13 protein-coding genes are annotated in these 15,896 nt (G+C 65.7%); 9 read left to right on the forward strand and 4 right to left on the reverse strand.

Annotated features, from left to right (window positions below; genetic code table 11):
- Nucleotides 1-92: 92 nt before the first annotated feature.
- From gyrB to X268_RS31735, 6 genes are all read left to right on the forward strand, one after another.
- Entirely contained in the window at nucleotides 93-2,528 is a 2,436-nt protein-coding gene (gene gyrB / locus X268_RS31710) for a DNA topoisomerase (ATP-hydrolyzing) subunit B (protein ID WP_128928590.1), read from the forward strand.
- Nucleotides 2,529-2,681: 153 nt separating this feature from the next.
- Entirely contained in the window at nucleotides 2,682-3,149 is a 468-nt protein-coding gene (locus tag X268_RS31715; protein ID WP_128928591.1) for a hypothetical protein, read from the forward strand.
- 131 nt (nucleotides 3,150-3,280) lie between these two features.
- Nucleotides 3,281-4,576: a UDP-N-acetylglucosamine 1-carboxyvinyltransferase gene (gene murA, locus X268_RS31720; protein WP_128928592.1), complete on the forward strand. Its 1,296-nt coding sequence runs from the start codon at nucleotides 3,281-3,283 to the stop codon at nucleotides 4,574-4,576.
- 205 nt (nucleotides 4,577-4,781) lie between these two features.
- Complete coding sequence (locus tag X268_RS31725; RefSeq protein WP_128928593.1) at nucleotides 4,782-6,176, forward strand: MATE family efflux transporter; 1,395 nt, start codon at nucleotides 4,782-4,784, stop codon at nucleotides 6,174-6,176.
- A complete protein-coding gene (locus tag X268_RS31730) occupies nucleotides 6,173-6,661 on the forward strand; it encodes a DUF2867 domain-containing protein (RefSeq protein ID WP_128928594.1) in 489 nt (162 codons plus the stop codon). Before X268_RS31725 ends, X268_RS31730 begins: the two co-directional genes overlap by 4 nt.
- Nucleotides 6,658-7,308, forward strand: a complete 651-nt coding sequence (locus X268_RS31735) for a 2-hydroxychromene-2-carboxylate isomerase (RefSeq protein ID WP_128928595.1) — start codon at nucleotides 6,658-6,660, stop codon at nucleotides 7,306-7,308. The genes X268_RS31730 and X268_RS31735 overlap by 4 nt, the downstream gene beginning before the upstream one ends.
- Nucleotides 7,309-7,335: 27 nt before the next feature.
- On the opposite strand, the gene X268_RS31740 is transcribed toward X268_RS31735, so the two are convergent.
- Together X268_RS31740 and X268_RS31745 are read right to left on the reverse strand one after the other, a co-directional pair.
- Nucleotides 7,336-7,827 carry a septal ring lytic transglycosylase RlpA family protein gene (locus X268_RS31740; RefSeq protein ID WP_128928596.1) on the reverse strand — a complete coding sequence of 164 codons (492 nt, stop codon included), beginning with the start codon at nucleotides 7,825-7,827 and terminating at the stop codon, nucleotides 7,336-7,338.
- A gap of 313 nt (nucleotides 7,828-8,140) precedes the next feature.
- The gene (locus X268_RS31745; protein WP_128928597.1) at nucleotides 8,141-9,256 is read right to left on the reverse strand and encodes an FUSC family protein; all 1,116 of its coding nucleotides are present in this window, start codon (nucleotides 9,254-9,256) and stop codon (nucleotides 8,141-8,143) included.
- Nucleotides 9,257-9,373: 117 nt separating this feature from the next.
- On the opposite strand from X268_RS31745, the gene X268_RS31750 reads away from it, so the two are divergent.
- Nucleotides 9,374-10,741, forward strand: coding sequence for an MmgE/PrpD family protein (locus tag X268_RS31750; RefSeq protein WP_128928598.1), 1,368 nt, complete (start codon nucleotides 9,374-9,376; stop codon nucleotides 10,739-10,741).
- A 417-nt stretch (nucleotides 10,742-11,158) separates the two neighbouring features.
- Here the strand turns inward: X268_RS31750 and X268_RS31755 are convergent, their stop codons facing one another.
- Together X268_RS31755 and X268_RS31760 are read right to left on the reverse strand one after the other, a co-directional pair.
- Nucleotides 11,159-12,586 (reverse strand): serine hydrolase domain-containing protein, encoded by a 1,428-nt coding sequence (locus X268_RS31755; protein ID WP_128928599.1) that lies wholly within the window; start codon nucleotides 12,584-12,586, stop codon nucleotides 11,159-11,161.
- A gap of 144 nt (nucleotides 12,587-12,730) precedes the next feature.
- Entirely contained in the window at nucleotides 12,731-13,786 is a 1,056-nt protein-coding gene (locus X268_RS31760; protein WP_128928600.1) for a helix-turn-helix domain-containing protein, read from the reverse strand.
- Nucleotides 13,787-13,947: 161 nt separating this feature from the next.
- On the opposite strand from X268_RS31760, the gene X268_RS31765 reads away from it, so the two are divergent.
- Together X268_RS31765 and X268_RS31770 are read left to right on the forward strand one after the other, a co-directional pair.
- Nucleotides 13,948-14,865: a pirin family protein gene (locus tag X268_RS31765; RefSeq protein WP_128928601.1), complete on the forward strand. Its 918-nt coding sequence runs from the start codon at nucleotides 13,948-13,950 to the stop codon at nucleotides 14,863-14,865.
- A gap of 108 nt (nucleotides 14,866-14,973) precedes the next feature.
- Nucleotides 14,974-15,888 (forward strand): phosphoribosylaminoimidazolesuccinocarboxamide synthase, encoded by a 915-nt coding sequence (locus X268_RS31770; RefSeq protein ID WP_128928602.1) that lies wholly within the window; start codon nucleotides 14,974-14,976, stop codon nucleotides 15,886-15,888.
- The last annotated feature ends 8 nt before the right edge of the window (nucleotides 15,889-15,896 follow it).

A 15,896-nucleotide genomic window follows, 5' to 3' on the forward strand; every position in this document is an offset into this window, starting at 1 on the left:
CGCTAGGCGCAATGCCCCTTTCGTGGCACAAATAGCCCTGCAAATCAGCGCTTTTTGCGCCGCTGATTCGGGCGACATTTCGAAGGCCTCTCATGACAGAACCTGCTCGGCAGCCCGCTGCCGAAAACGAGCCCTCCAATCCGAGCGAATACGGTGCGGAATCGATCCGCGTGCTCAAGGGTCTCGACGCCGTCCGCAAGCGCCCTGGCATGTATATCGGCGACACCGATGACGGCTCGGGCCTGCACCACATGGTGTACGAAGTCGTTGACAACGCGATCGACGAAGCGCTGGCGGGCCACGCCACGCGCGTCGAGGTCGTGCTCAACGCCGACAATTCCGTCACCGTGCGCGACGACGGCCGCGGCATTCCCGTCGACATCCACAAGGGCGAAGGCATCTCGGCAGCCGAGGTCATCATGACCCAGCTCCACGCCGGCGGTAAGTTCGACCAGAACTCCTACAAGGTTTCCGGCGGCCTGCACGGCGTCGGCGTCTCCGTCGTCAATGCGCTGTCGAGCAAGCTCGGCCTGCGGATCTGGCGCGACGACAAGGAGCACTATATCGAGTTCGCCCACGGCGATGCCGTGGCGCCGCTGAAGGTGGTCGGCGACGCACCTGGCAAGCGCGGCACTGAAGTGACGTTCCTGGCCTCGACCGAGACCTTCAAGAACATCGAATATGATTTCGCCACGCTCGAGCATCGCCTGCGCGAGCTCGCCTTCCTCAATTCCGGCGTCAACATCGTCCTCTCCGACATGCGCCACGCAGTCGAGAAGCGCGAGGAGATGTTCTATTCCGGCGGCGTCGAGGAGTTCGTCAAATATCTCGACCGCAACAAGAAGGCACTGGTGCCGGCGCCGATCATGGTGCGCTCGGAGGCCAACGGCATCGGCGTCGAGGCTGCGCTGTGGTGGAACGACAGCTACCACGAGAACGTGCTGTGCTTCACCAACAACATCCCGCAACGCGACGGCGGCACCCATCTCGCCGGTTTCCGCGGCGCGCTGACGCGCCAGGTCAACGGCTATGCCGAGGCCAACGCCAAGAAAGAGAAGATCGCGCTGACCGGCGACGATTGCCGCGAAGGTCTCACCGCCGTGCTGTCGGTGAAGGTGCCGGACCCGAAGTTCTCGTCGCAGACCAAGGACAAGCTGGTGTCCTCGGAAGTGCGCCCCGTGGTCGAGAACGTCCTCAACGAGGCGCTTGCCGCCTGGTTCGAGGAGCACCCGTCCGAGGCCAAGATGATCGTCGGCAAGGTGATCCAGGCCGCCGCGGCCCGTGAAGCTGCGCGAAAAGCGCGCGAGCTGACGCGCAAGAGCCCGCTCTCGGTCTCCTCGCTGCCCGGCAAGCTCGCCGACTGCCAGGAAAAGGATCCGGCAAAGTCCGAGCTTTTCATCGTCGAGGGCGACTCGGCAGGCGGCAGCGCCAAGCAGGGTCGCAACCGCGAATTCCAGGCGGTGCTGCCGCTGCGCGGCAAGATCCTCAACGTCGAGCGCGTCCGTCCCGACAAGATGCTGTCGTCGGAGCAGATCGGCACGCTGATCACCGCGCTCGGCACCGGCATCAGCGACGAGTTCTCGGTCGAGAAGCTGCGCTATCACAAGATCATCGTGATGACGGACGCCGACGTCGACGGCGCCCACATCCGCACGCTGCTGCTGACGTTCTTCTACCGGCAGATGCGCGACATCATCGACGGCGGCTATCTCTACATCGCCCAACCGCCGCTCTATAAGGTCAGCAAAGGCAAATCCGAGCAATATCTGAAGGACGAGCGGGCGCTGGAAGATTATCTGATCGACGCCGGGCTCGACGATTGCGTCTACATCCCCGGCACCGGCGGCGACCGCAGCGGACGCGATCTGCGCGCGCTGGTCGACGATGCCCGCGTCGTCCGCAGCATCCTGCGCAGCTTGCACAGCCGCTATAACCGCAAGGTGGTCGAGCAGGCCGCCATCACCGGCGTGCTGAACAAGTCGGTCTACGGCAACCCCGAGAACGCCATCGCCGCGGCGCAATACATCGCAACCCGGCTGGACAGCCAGGCCGAGGAGGTCGAGCGCGGCTGGGTCGGACAGTTCGTCGAAGGCCAGGGTTTCCTGTTCGAGCGTACCGTGCGCGGCGTCAAGGAAGCCGCCGTCATCGACGACGCGCTGCTCGGCTCGGCCGAAGCCCGCAAGCTCGACGAGTACACGCCCAAGCTCCAGGACGTCTACGCGCGCTCCGGCAAGCTGCGCCGCAAGGATAGCGAGCATGTGGTGCACGGCCCGTCCGACCTGTTCGAGGCCGTGACTGAAGCCGGCCGCAAGGGCATCGCGCTGCAGCGCTACAAAGGTCTCGGCGAGATGAACCCGGAGCAGCTCTGGGAGACCACGCTGAACACCGACGCGCGCTCGCTGCTGCAGGTGAAGGTCAAGGAGGTCGACGAGGCCGACGACATCTTCACCAAGCTGATGGGTGACGTGGTCGAGCCCCGTCGCGACTTCATCCAGGAACACTCGCTCAGCGCGACGATCGATATCTGAGGCCGTTGGGCTTGGACTTGGTCGGCCCCCGCCACGGACACGGATCACCTCTCCCCGTCGGGGAGAGGTGACCGGCCCTGAACCTCCCTACCCGCCATCGCGACGAAACGGCATGCCCCCGCAAGGCCAATTCCGGCCGGGAAATGTCGCGCCATGACCGCCTCTGCAACGACAAGTTCCGCCGCGCCCTCACGCCGCCTCGGCATCATCGGCAGCATTGTCGGCGTGCTGGCGCTGATGGCGGCCGTGTTGCCGCATTGGGTCGTGCCGATCGTGTTTCCGCCGCCGCCCGCAGACAAGGTGATCGTCGACACCGGACATCGCATCAAGGACCGCATCGTCGCAAAGGTGAAGGGCGTGGAGTATCAGGCTCCGAGGCCTGAGAAGTCGGCCGGACGAAGCTGGAGTGAAACCGCGTCGGTCACAGCGATCTCGCTCGGCCTGCTCGCCATCCTGCTTTCGGTGCTTTCCCTGATCTTCCGGGAGGAACGGCTCCTTGCCGCTGTCGCTGCCACACTCGGCACCGGCGCCATCGCCATCGAAATCTCCTTCATCATGATGGGGGCCCTGATCCTGATCGCGATCCTCTACGTGATCGGGAATATCATCGGGCTGTTCTAAGGGCGGGCTTGCTGCCACGGGCGCCAGACGGGCGGGTGCGAGCCCGCCCCACTACAATTGCTCCCGCGCTCAAATCTCTGTAGTTTCCGCCCGAAACAGGCCCGCCCACTCAACAGGACAGCGAGAACCCCGTGGCGCCCATCCAATACATCGTCGAGGGCGGTCACCGGCTCTCGGGCTCGATCGAGCCGTCCGGCAACAAGAATTCGGCACTGCCGATCATCGCCGCGGCGCTGCTCACCTCACATCCGGTGACGCTGGAGAACGTGCCGCGGATCCGCGACACCGAGACGCTGGTCGAGCTGATCCGCTCGGTCGGCGCGTCGGCGGAATGGACGGCCCGCAATACCCTCCATATCCACGCCAAGAGTATCCGCGCCGCCGATCTCGACCCCGAGCTGTGCGTGCGCATCCGCGCCTCGATCCTGCTCGCCGGCCCGCTGCTCGCGCGCTGCGGCGAGGTGATGCTGCCACCGCCCGGCGGCGACGTCATCGGGCGACGCCGGCTCGACACCCATGTGTTGGCGCTGGAGCAGCTCGGCGCCAAGGTCACCGCGACCGACCGGCTCGAATTCCGGGCGCCCAAGCTTGCCGGTGCGGACGTGTTCCTGGACGAGCCCAGCGTCACCGCGACCGAGAACGCGCTGGTCGCGGCGGTCGCCGCCGACGGCGTCACATATTTGCGCAACGCGGCGTCCGAGCCGCATGTGCAGGACCTCGCCAATTTCCTGGTCGCGCTTGGCGCCAAGATCGAGGGCATCGGCACCAACACCATGATCGTGCACGGGCCGGCGACGCTGGGGGAGACGACCTACAGGATCCAGCCCGACCATATCGAGGTCGGCTCACTGATCGGGCTCGCCGCGGTGACGCGCTCTCCGTTACGCATCACGCGCGCCGGCGTCGAGCATCTGCGCTCGATCCGGATGGGTTTCGAGCGGCTCGGCATCGTCTGCCGCGTCGAGGGCGACGATCTCATCGTGCCGTCGAACCAGACGTTGAAGATCCAGGACGATTTCGGCGGCCATGTGCCCAAGCTCGAGGATCAGCCCTGGCCGGCCTTTCCGGCCGACCTGATGTCGATCGCGATCGTCACCGCCACGCAATGCGAGGGCGTCATCCTGATGTTCGAGAAGATGTTCGAATCCAGGATGTTCTTCGTCGACAAGCTGATCGCGATGGGCGCGCGCATCGTACTGTGCGACCCGCACCGCGCGATCATCGCCGGTCCGAGCCGCCTGCACGGCGCGACCATGACCTCGCCCGACATCCGCGCCGGCATGGCGATGCTGCTGGCGGCGGTGTGCGCGCAAGGCACCTCCACCATCAACAACGCCGACCAGATCGAGCGCGGCTACGAGCGCATCGAGGAGCGCCTGAACGCGCTGGGCGCGAAGATCAAGCGCGTGCCGGAACGGAAGAGCTGAGGCCTCTTTCTTCCTTCTCCCCTTGCGGAAGAAGGTGGCGCGAAGCGCCGGATGAGGGGTATGCCTCCGCGAATTCAAGCAAGAATTGGACTCGCGGATAGAGCCCCTCACCCGTCTCGCCGCTTCGCGGCGATCCACCCTCTCCCGCAAGGGGAGAGCGCAAGAGAGCCATGTTTTCGTCGCTCAGGCGTGCTATTGAGCCGCCATGCTCGACACCGTCCAACATCATGCGCAGCCGCAAGCCGGCGTGCCGCAAAGCCGCCTCGCCGACGAGTTCGTCGAGACGTTGCGGCTGGCCGTGCCGCTGATGCTGACGCAGCTCGGGCAGATCGCGATGATCACGACCGATCTCGCGTTGATCGGCCGGCTCGGCGAGAATGCGGTGGCCGCGGCGGCGCTGGCGCACACGGTCTATTTCGTCAGCTTCACCTTCGGGCTCGGGCTGATGTCGGCGGTGTCGCCGCTGGCGGCGCAGGCGTTCGGCGCCGGCGATGTCAGGCGCATCCGCCGCTCCTTGCGCGTCGGGCTGTGGGTCGCGTTTCTGATCTCACTGCCGATGATGGCCTCGCCGCTCTATGGCGAGCAGATCCTGCTCGCACTCGGACAAGCGCCGCAATCGGCCGCGCTGGCGCAGCACTATCTCAACGGCCTCGCCTGGGGCATCGCGCCGGCGCTCGGCTTCATCGCGCTGCGCAGCATGATGAGCGCGGTGAACCGGCCGCAGCCGCCGCTGTGGATCACGCTGGCGGCGATCCCGGTCAATGCCGTGCTGGTCTATGCCCTGATCCACGGCCTGTTCGGCGTGCCCGAGCTCGGCCTGTTCGGCGCGGGACTCGCGACCACGATCGTCAACCTCGGCACGTTCATCGCCGTGCTCGCCATCGCCGGACTGCGAAAGCCGTTCTCGGACTACCGCCCGCTCGCCCACCTGTGGCGGATCGACTGGCCCCTGATGCGGCAATTGATCGCGCTTGGCGCACCGATCTCGTTTTCGCTGCTGCTGGAATACGGCCTATTCTCCTCGGCGGCGCTGCTGATGGGATTGATCTCGACCACCGCGATTGCCGCGCATCAGATCGCGCTGCAGGTCACCGCCGTGCTGTTCATGGTGCCGCTCGGCATCGGCATGGCGGCGACGGTGCGGGTTGGCCACGCCTTCGGCCGCGGCGAGCCGGCCGCCGTGACCCGCGCCGGGCTGGCCGCAGCCGTGCTTGGCATCGGCCTAGTCTGTGCCCTGACGATCGCGATCATTTTTGGGCGCTACCAGCTCGGCCAGCTGTTTTTCGGCAGCGGCGCCGGCAGCGCGACCACCGTCGAGCTGACCGCGACGCTGCTGCTGGTCGGCGCCACCTTCTTCATCGCCGACGGCCTGCAGACCATCATGGGAGGTGCGCTGCGCGGCATCAACGACACCAGGATGACGCTGCTGTTCGCTGCTATCGGCTATTGGGGCGTCGCTTTTCCCGTCGGCTGGGCGCTGGCCTTCCACACCGGGCTCGGCGCGGTTGGCGTCTGGGTCGGCTTCTCGGTCGGGACCTTCGTCTATGCCGGGCTGCTGATCTTGCGCTTCCGGATGCTGACGCGCAAACTGGCGGGATGATCGGGACAGTCCGCGAAGTCACCCCCAATGTCGATGCCGGCCCGCTGTTGACAGGCGCGCAGTTCATCGATGCCTTTCGCGTGGAGGTCGGCGCGATGCAATTGAGCGCCCGCGAGGCCTGCACCCGAATGGTTCTGCACGGACCGCGCTGGATCGATGCGCTGACGCGCTTGCGCAACATTCTGGTGACACCGTTCGGCTTGAAAACATCGGGTGAAGGTGCCTACGCGCCCGGCGGCTTGATTGGCCTGTTTCCTGTGGTGAGCGAGGCGCCGGAGCGGCTGGTCGCCGGCTTCAACGACTATCATCTCGATTTCCGTATCGTGGTCGATGTCGCCGGCGAGGCGACGCTTCGCCACGTCACCGTGACCACTCTGGTGAAAACGAACAATTTGCTTGGACGGACTTACCTCACACTCATCACGCCATTCCACAAGCTCGTGGCCCGCAGCATGATGGGATGCATCGTGGAGCCGGCCAGATGACGCTGTCCGTCGATCTCTTCTTCTCCTTCCGCAGCCCGTTCAGCTATCTGGCGTTGCCGAAGACGCAAAAGCTCGTCGAGAACTACGATCTCGCCGTGAACCTGCGGCCGGTCTACCCGCTCGCGGTGCGCGTGCCCGGCTTCTTCAAGAAGGCCAATCCGAACTTCATCCGCTACGTGTTGCTCGACAGCACGCGCGTGGCGCAGCACGAGGGCATTCCGTTCCGCTTTCCCAGGCCTGATCCGATCGTGCAGGACAAGACGACGTTCGACGTCGCGGCCGAGCAGCCCTATATCCACCGCCTGACCCGGCTGGGGGCGATGGCGCAGCTCGAGGGACGCGCGCTCGCATTCACCTCGGCGATCGCCAGCGTGCTGTGGGACGGTTCGGTGGCGGGATGGAACGAAGGCGATCATCTCGCGCGCGCGGCCGCGCAGGCCGGCTTCGATCTCGCCGCGATGGACGCCGCGATCAATGCCGACCCGGATCGCTACGAGCATGTGATCGCGGAGAACGAGAAAGACCACGCCGCGTCAGGCCATTGGGGCGTGCCGCCCTTCGTGTTCGAGAACGAGCCGTTCTTCGGCCAGGACCGCATCGATCTGCTGGTCTGGCGCATGGTGGCTAAGGGCCTGGCGAAGCGATAGGGCCGACATCGATGAACGCTGCCGTGTTCAGCCCACCGGGCCCGGGGTCCAATTGTCCCCTGCGAGCGGACTGACTTTCACACCAGGAATCACTCCGAGGTCCATGCTTGGATCGAAATGGCGCATCGTCCGCTCATTGAGGTCAATGATGCGGCCAGGTCGGAGCGGCCCCACGTCATTTATCTTGACAATGACCTTCTTGCCCACGGCCTCGACGAGGGCATATTTCGGCCTCGTGCCAAATTGAACCCCACCGAATTTCCGACGTAAGCTCGTCTTGATGGCGGCAGTCCAGGCAGAGGGATCATAACGCTCGCCGGTGGCTGTCTTCGGACCGCCCTCCTCCTTGCCGGGCTTGAACGGATTGTATGTGGACGCCGCGCCAACGACCGCATCGCCAGAGGCGGCATCGACGACGTTATTTGAGTGACCCCCAATCGTTTCACTTCGGGCAGCGGCAACAGAAACGGCGAGCGCAATCAGGGCGCCGCAAGTTGCGGCGCTCGAGCGGAAGAGCATCTTTAGTCCTGTGATTTTCTGGATTGTCCGGTTCCAGAACCGCAAACGTGGTCAAGCGAACGCAGCAGCGTTCATCAACTTGCGCCAATCGTTTCGCGGATTCGAGCCAACCCCTGGCTACGGAACCGTTGTGGGAACCGGAGTGGTCCTCACGTCGCGTTGAGCTTGTCGCCGATTAAGACAGAGATTGCGTCAGCAACATGACCCGATGGAACCTTGCGCATGCAGTGTCAGAATACGCAGGCAACGATCACGGCTGAACCGCGCGACGCATGCATTGCTGTCGAAACGAGTCTACGAGAATACGTATAACTCACTGCGCAACGCGCGCGGACTTGTCGGCCGAGGCCTCCGACCATTCGCCGACGACGCGGTCGAGGGCGCAGAGATTCTGATGCATCTGCTCCAGCGAGAAGCCGAGCGCGAAGAAGCGCTCGGCGGTGTCGCCGGGCTGGCCGCGGATCAGGCCGTCCTGGCGGACCGACGCGACCGCCTCGGCGTAATGCTGGAGCGCGACGTGGACGGGATGGATCGGCGGTGCGCCCGCGCCTTCGCGCAAGGCGCTAGCCGCCGAACGCAGGAAGCGGGCGATCACGGTCGACACCTCCGTCAGCGGAGCAGCTAACCGCATCTGCACCTCGACCGGCAGCGGCACCACGGTGGCGCGGCCGATCATCACGACGTCATGGCGCAGCCGCAAGACGGTGCGCAAGAGCGGGCCGGTGTCCGGCCCGCTCGACAGCCGCGCGGCGCGCTCGCGTTCGGCTTCGGCACCGATGGCATTCATCCCTACCATCGCGGTGCCGATGCCGTCCTGGATCCGGTGCAGCGCGTCGTTGTCGCGGCCGCGGGTGAGGCCTGCCAGCAGCTCGGTGAAGGCATCCGCGATCAGCTCGAGCAGGACCGCGGCGCTGGCACGAATCTGTCGCACCGCGCGCGAGGGCAGCACCAGGAACGACACCAGCAGCCCCGTGACCGCGCCGACGCCGACCTCGCTGACGCGGTCGATCGCCGAGGTCATGGGGTCGGAATGATGCATGGTAGGGACCAGCAGCACGATCACGGCTGTCACCGTGGCCGCGCTGAGGCTCGGATTGATCGCGGCGATGAAGGCGAGCGGGGCGACCGAGAGCACCAGCAAGCCAAGGAGGCCGGCTTCGCTGGAATAGGGAATCAGGATCGCGATGGCGCCGCCATAGATCGCGCCGCCGATGGTGCCGAGCATGTAGTCGCGCGTCGCCTTCAGCGAGCGGCCGACGCTCATCTGGGTCACGATCAGCGAGGTCAGGACCGCCCAGAGCGGCAACAACAGATGCAGCGCGGTGGCGAGCGCATAGGCCGCGGTCGCCGCCACGGTGACCCGGATCGCCAATCCCAGTTGCGTCCGCCGCGACCTGATCCGGTCGAACAGCTGCCTTGCGCGCGTCATACGGAATATCCCGATCCTCTTGCGCCAAGCAAAAGCATGGCTGATGCCCGCGGCCGCAAGGCCGCTTGAAAGGCCAAATCAGCCCGCCTAACTTGCGCGCCAAAACGAGGAAACACGATGGCTCACGAAACCGCAACGCTCGCCGCCTATGTCTTCCATCTGAAATACCAGGATATTCCGGCCGAGGTGCTGGAGCGTGCCAAGGTGCTGACGCTGGACTTCCTCGGCAGCGCGATCCGGGCGAGGCGCGAGGCGGAATCGACCCCGTCGATGCTGAAAATGCTGGAGGCGCTGGCGCTCGACACCAAGGGCGAATCCACCGTGTTCGGCGACAACAAGACCTGGACGCCGGCGGTCGCAGCGCTCCTCAACGGCGCGCTCGGCCATTCCCTCGACTTCGACGACACCCATGCCGATTCCTCGCTGCATCCGAGCGCGCCGGTGGTTCCGGCCGCGTTCGCCGTCGGCGAGATGGTCGGCGCCTCCGGGCGCGACGTGCTGACCGCGATCGTCGCCGGCTATGAGGTCTGCTGCCGGCTCGGCAATGCGCTCGACCCCACCTCGCATTACGCGCGCGGCTTCCATCCGACCGCGACCGCCGGGACTTACGGCGCCGCCGCCGCGGCCGGGAAGCTGTTCGGCCTCAGCGAGAAGCAGCTGATCGCCGCGTTCGGTGTCTCCGGCAGCCAGGCCGCGGGCTCGCTGCAATTTTTGGTCAACGGCGCCTGGAACAAGCGCTACCAGGTCGGCGCCGCCGCGATGAACGGGGTGATCGCCGCGACACTGGCGCGCAACGATTTCGTCGGCGCGACGGAATCGGTCGAGGGCAAGCACGGACTGCTCGCCGGCTACACCGACGATGCGCATCCCGACAAGGCGGTGGCCGAGCTCGGCAAGACCTATGAGACCATGAAGATCGGCGTCAAACCCTATCCGAGCTGCCGCTACACCCATGCCGCGATCGACGCGCTGATCGCGATGCGGCGCGAGCACAATCTCACGCCGGACCAGGTCAAGCGCGTCGAGATCGGCCTTCATCGCAACGGCATCACCCTGACCGGCGATGCCGCCACCAAGCGGCACCCGCGCTCGATCGTCGGCGGCCAGTTCTCGATGTTCTTCACCGGCGCGCTCGCGCTCGACCAGGGTTCATTCGGCTGGGACGATTACAACCGTCTCGGCGACGCCGCGATCGACGCGCTCGCCGACAAGTTCGACGTGGTGCAGGATGACCGGCTCGAGATCGGCCGCACCCATCCCTTCGGCGCCCGCGTCAGCATCACGACGGATGACGGCGTGCATGAGCGGCTTTATGCCGATCCCTCGGGCGAGCCGACCTCGTTCCCGGACACGCAGGCGATGCAGCAGAAGTTCCTGACGCTGGCCCGCCCCGTGCTGAACGCGCGCGCGGAAAAATTCGCCGACGCGATCATGACGCTGGAGCGGTTCGACCGCGTGGCGCAGGCGACGGAATTGGGCAGGTAGGCGGCGCAGCAGAGCCTGCCTCTTACCCTCCCCTGAAGGGGGAGGGTCGGCACGCGATCGAGCGAAGCGAGATTGCGTGACGGGGTGGGGTGATCTCTCCACTCGGGCACTGTTGGTTGCGGAGAGACCGTCACCCCACCCCGCTCGCGCTGCGCGCGATCGACCCTCCCCCTCCAGGGGAGGGCAATCGCATATGGGAGTGATGTCGCCCGTGGCCATCCTTCGAGCCGCCCGCCGTTGGCGGGCCCTCAGGATGAGGACTGAGGGCATTTCGCTCGTTTCAACGGCCTCCGATATCGCTTAGCCTCATCCTGAGGAGACCGCGAAGCGGTCGTCTCGAAGGACGAGGCGCGCGCTCAGCTCGCGCAAAGAGCCATATGCGATAGCCCTGCCCTGCAGGGGAGGGTAAGAGACGTCTCATTCCGCCCCCGCCAGCTTCCCCTTCTCACGAGTCGCCGCCACCACATCGCGCACGAGATCGAACACGCCGTCCGCCTCCGGCGGCGCGTTCGGCGAGCGTCCCATCCGGACGATCACCAGCTTCTCCGACGGGATCACGATGGTGTATTGCCCGATCGTGCCCTTGGCGAAAAAAGCGTCGCGCGGCCAGCCGTGTGCGACGCGAAAATTCGCGCTAAAGCTGTCGCCCTGGTTGGTCCAGAAGCCGGCGCCGATGCCGACCCAGGCATTCGGCGTGGCCGTCGCCGAATAGTTGATCCAGCCTTCCGGCAGGATGCGCTTGCCGCCGGCGACGCCGTCATTGAGATAGAGCTGGCCGAAGCGCGCCCAGTCGCGCGCCGACGCGAGCATCTCGCTCGACCCCTCGATCGTGCCCGAGCCATCGAGCTGAAGGACGACATGACGCATGCCGAGCGGGGCGAACAATTCGCGGCGCGCAAAGCGGAGCGCGTCTTCCGGTGTGCCGCCGGACGCATCGCGGATCAGATGCGACAGGATGAGGATATTGCCGTCGTGATAATTCCACGCCGTGCCGGGTGCGGTCGCGAGCGGGATGCTCTCGGCATAGGCCGCCATGTCCGATTCTGCGAATTTCATCCGGTTGACCGGCTCGAAGGCGGAGCCGAGCGAAGCCTGCAACGAGCTGCCGAGTGCAAGGCCCGCGGTGTGGCGCAGAAGCTGGTCGACGGTGATGGCATGGCGGGGATCGCCGGGATCCTTCCAGGCGGCGACCGGCGCGGGTCCGTCGAGCTTCAGCTTGCCCTGGCGCACCAGAATGCCAATCAGCGCCGAGATGACGGATTTCGTCATGGAGAAGCCGAGCAGCGGGGTCTGCGGTCCAATGCCGTCCGCATAGCGCTCCGCGATGACGCGGCCCTGCTTCATCACAAGCACCGCGCGGGTGCGCCGGTAAGGCGGCTGCGCAGGCTCGGTGAAGGCGCGATCGAGCGCGGCGGCAAGTGAGGGGCTTTGCGGCGGCACGATTCCGGGGCCGGCGATCTCGGGCAGCAGCGCGGGCTGCCTGTCGTTCGCGGGCGGCTCGACGACGGCGATTCCCGCGCCATGGTCGAGCGAGCAGCCGAGCCCCTCGCGATAGACGGCATGACTGCGGCCGATGCCGAACAGCGTCACCGTGACATCCTTGCGCGCATGGTCGATCCGATAGTCCATTGCCCAGGTGATCAGGCTCGTTCCGGGCATGGCATCGGTGGTCTCGGTGAAATTGCGTCCGACATCGAGGCCGGACACGAACGTCTCCGAGCAGAGGATGTCGGCCACGAAGCCGGTGGCGACCTTCGGGACGTCGCGGGCCCGGGCGGCGCCGAGCGCGAGGCCGGCACAGGCGATGGTGGCGGTGAGGAGGATGATCTTGCGACGGCGGGTCACGGACGTTTCTCCGGCTGGGGGGCTGTGCCGGGAGGAAGCCGGAGCGGGCGAAGAAGCGCTCGCCGGATTTGGAAAATGGCCTGGCTGAATTTGACCGAGGTTCGCCGAATCCAGAATGTTACTGCGATTACAGCAGTTTACGAACTATGCCACATTCACCTTCAGCCGCCGGTACTCGGTCGGTGTCACGCCCGTCACCGCCTTGAAGGCACGATTGAACGGTCCCAGCGACTGGAAGCCGGCGTCCATGGCGATGGTGATGACGGGGACCTCGGCCTGGGCGGGATCGGCAAGCGCGGCCTTGGCCTCCTCGATACGGTGATTGTTCAGGAACACATTAAAGTTGCGGTAGCCGAGGCGCTGGTTGATCAGCCGGCGCAGCCGGTATTCGGGAATCTTCAGCCGGCCCGCCAGCACGCCAATGGTGATGTTCTCCTGGCGGTAGATCCGCTCATCCGCCATCAGGCGCATCAGCGCGTCGATGAGTTGCTGGTCGGCAGATTCATCGACCGCCGCGGGCTGCGCCAGAATTATCGGCGCCGCGACCACGGCCGGAAACAGATCGGCGCCATCGACGCGCATCATCGCATAGGCGATGATCGCGACGACGCAGGCGAGCGCACCGGCATTGATGGTGTTGGCGACCTCGCCGGCACTGCCGCCGATCGCGATCTGGAGCAGCGCGTTCAACCCGCCATAGAGCGCCGCAGCGCAGACGATAAAGACGCGAACGCGCCGCCGCCGCTCCACCAGATCGGCCGGCCACGAGGCGATCGTCTGGCCGATCGCAAGCGCGATGAAGCCAAGCACGATCAGATTGACGACCGTCACAGAGAACCGCGCTTGGCCGCCTGGCGCAATCCAGAAGCAGCCCGCAAAGCTGAAGGCCGCGACCGCTGCCCAGATCAATCCGTGCCACCAGCGCAGGCGAAACTCGTCGTCGAACAGCGCACGCGTGAACAGCCAGAACACGACGATGTTGCCGGTCGATAATGCAATCAGCGGCGCGTGCCAGCCCGCGACCAGCAAAGAGACTCCGATGGAATAGCTCGCCGCATGCGCCGCCGAGCCCAGCGCGAACGCCGCGCCGAGGCGGGCTGCCAGCACGTTGCGGAAGTCGGAGACAAGCGAGGCCGCGAGCACAAGCAGCAGCGCAACGCTGGCGGCGCGAAAGGCAAGCTCGGTTGCGGCAAGGGTCATCGGCTGGGTCGAACGGTCGCAGTTGAAGGCAGCCGAACATCGTTCGTCAGGCTCGCTTTTTCAAGGACCATTCGCTTGCAAGGGTTAGCGGAGCTTTGTCGCGACGGCGATGCGAAATCCTGCTACCATTGCGTCCAAGAAAGTCAAAAAGGAGCCTACCCATGAGCTGGCAGCCCTCGAACGATCCCGTGCTCGGCGATCCCATGTCCTGCGATGCGCTCGATCTCGTCATCGTGCCGCGGACGCGCGACCTCGGTGATGGCTTCGCGGTGCGGCGCGCGCTGCCGCATGGCAAGCGGCAGATGGTCGGGCCCTTCATCTTCTTCGATCATTTCGGCCCCGTTCAGTTCGTCTCCGGCAAGGGCATGGACGTGCGCCCGCATCCGCATATCGGGCTTGCTACCGTCACCTATCTGTTCGACGGCGCGATCATGCATCGCGACAGCGAGGGCAATGTCCAGGAGATCGCTCCGGGCGCGATGAATCTGATGACGGCAGGGCGCGGCATCGCGCATTCCGAGCGCACGCCGGACGCGCAGCGCGCCTCGGGCCAGCAGATGCTGGGCCTGCAGAGCTGGATCGCGCTGCCGGCCGGATCGGAAGAGATCGCACCGTCGTTCCAGCACTATGCGGCTGGCGATCTGCCGATGATCTCCGAGCGCGACTTCACCGCGCGCGTGATCGCAGGCTCCGCCTTCGGCATCACCTCGCCGGTGTCGATGGTCTCGCCCTGGTTCTACACCGAGGTCACGGCGGTCGCCGGCGCGAGCGTGCCGCTCGACCCCGATCACGAGGAGCGCGCGATCTATGTCGTCGACGGCGAGGTCGAGATCGCCAACGAGCGCTATGAGGGGCCGCGGCTCCTGATCTTCCGGCCCGGCGACCGCATCACCGTGAAGGCGCTCAAGGCCGCGCGGATGATGTTTCTCGGCGGCGATGCGCTGGAGGGCCCGCGCCACATCTGGTGGAATTTCGTCTCCTCCAGCAAGGAGCGGATCGAGCAGGCGAAGCAGGACTGGAAAACCGGACGTTTCGCCGCAGTTCCGCAGGAACATGAGTTCATTCCGCTGCCGGAATAGGCTAATCCGGTTTCAGGCTGTGCCATCAGGTGCGGCCGAACGTTCTGCCTGAAAGCCTTGTCTGCGAAAGCCTCACCTTCGAAAGCCTCACCCTCGAAAGCCTTGCCGATGACCACCATGCTCTCCAGCGACCTGCCTCTGTCCAAGATCGGACGCGGCAAGGTGCGCGACATCTACGCCGTCGACGACGACCGCCTGCTGCTCGTCACCACCGACCGCATCAGCGCCTTCGACGTGGTGATGGGCGAGACCATCCCGATGAAGGGCGCGGTGCTGACGCAGATCAGCGCGTTCTGGTTCAATGAGCTCGAAGGCGTGGTGCCGCATCACATGATCAGCGCCGACACCGACGAGATCATCGCGGCCGTGCCGGCGTTGAAACCGCACCGCGCCGAGATCCTCGGCCGCGGCATGCTGTGCAAGCGCACCACCGTATTCCCGATCGAGTGCGTGATCCGGGGCTATCTCTCGGGCTCGGCCTGGAAAGAGTACGCCGCCAGCGGCACGCTCGCAGGCGAGAAGCTGAAGGTAGGCCTCGTCGAGAGCGAGAAGCTGGAGCCGGCGATCTTCAGCCCGGCGACCAAGGCCGAGACCGGCCATGACGAGAACATCACCATCGCGAAGATGCGCGCAGTGGTCGGCGACGAGGTCGCCTACACGCTCGAGAGCATGACGCGCGCGATCTACACGCTCGGCGAGGAGCTGGCGCGCGAGCAGGGCATCATCATCGCCGACACCAAGTTCGAGTTCGGCCGCGACAAGGACGGCCGCATCATCCTGATCGACGAGGTGATGACGCCGGACTCCTCGCGATTCTGGGCGGTCGATGCCTACAAGCCCGGCCAGCCGCAGGCGAGCTTCGACAAGCAGCCCTTGCGCGACTATCTCGACGTCGAGCGCCGCGCCGGCCGCTGGAACGGCGACGCCCCGCCACCCCCACTGCCGGCGAGCGTGGTGGACGCGACCAGCAAGCGGTATCTCGAGGCGTATCGGCGCGTGACCGGAACGGAGCTGAAGATCTAGCTCGCACC

The sequence above is a fragment of the Bradyrhizobium guangxiense genome, from assembly GCF_004114915.1.
Classification (GTDB): domain Bacteria; phylum Pseudomonadota; class Alphaproteobacteria; order Rhizobiales; family Xanthobacteraceae; genus Bradyrhizobium; species Bradyrhizobium guangxiense.

Coding starts and splice junctions, on each gene's coding strand:
- gyrB (WP_128928590.1), top strand. CDS start 93: ATGACAGAACCTGCTCGGCAGCCCGCTGCCGAAAACGAGCCCTCCAAT.
- X268_RS31715 (WP_128928591.1), top strand. CDS start 2,682: ATGACCGCCTCTGCAACGACAAGTTCCGCCGCGCCCTCACGCCGCCTC.
- X268_RS31725 (WP_128928593.1), top strand. CDS start 4,782: ATGCTCGACACCGTCCAACATCATGCGCAGCCGCAAGCCGGCGTGCCG.
- X268_RS31730 (WP_128928594.1), top strand. CDS start 6,173: ATGATCGGGACAGTCCGCGAAGTCACCCCCAATGTCGATGCCGGCCCG.
- X268_RS31735 (WP_128928595.1), top strand. CDS start 6,658: ATGACGCTGTCCGTCGATCTCTTCTTCTCCTTCCGCAGCCCGTTCAGC.
- X268_RS31740 (WP_128928596.1), bottom strand. CDS start 7,827: ATGCTCTTCCGCTCGAGCGCCGCAACTTGCGGCGCCCTGATTGCGCTC.
- X268_RS31745 (WP_128928597.1), bottom strand. CDS start 9,256: ATGACGCGCGCAAGGCAGCTGTTCGACCGGATCAGGTCGCGGCGGACG.
- X268_RS31750 (WP_128928598.1), top strand. CDS start 9,374: ATGGCTCACGAAACCGCAACGCTCGCCGCCTATGTCTTCCATCTGAAA.
- X268_RS31760 (WP_128928600.1), bottom strand. CDS start 13,786: ATGACCCTTGCCGCAACCGAGCTTGCCTTTCGCGCCGCCAGCGTTGCG.
- X268_RS31765 (WP_128928601.1), top strand. CDS start 13,948: ATGAGCTGGCAGCCCTCGAACGATCCCGTGCTCGGCGATCCCATGTCC.
- X268_RS31770 (WP_128928602.1), top strand. CDS start 14,974: ATGACCACCATGCTCTCCAGCGACCTGCCTCTGTCCAAGATCGGACGC.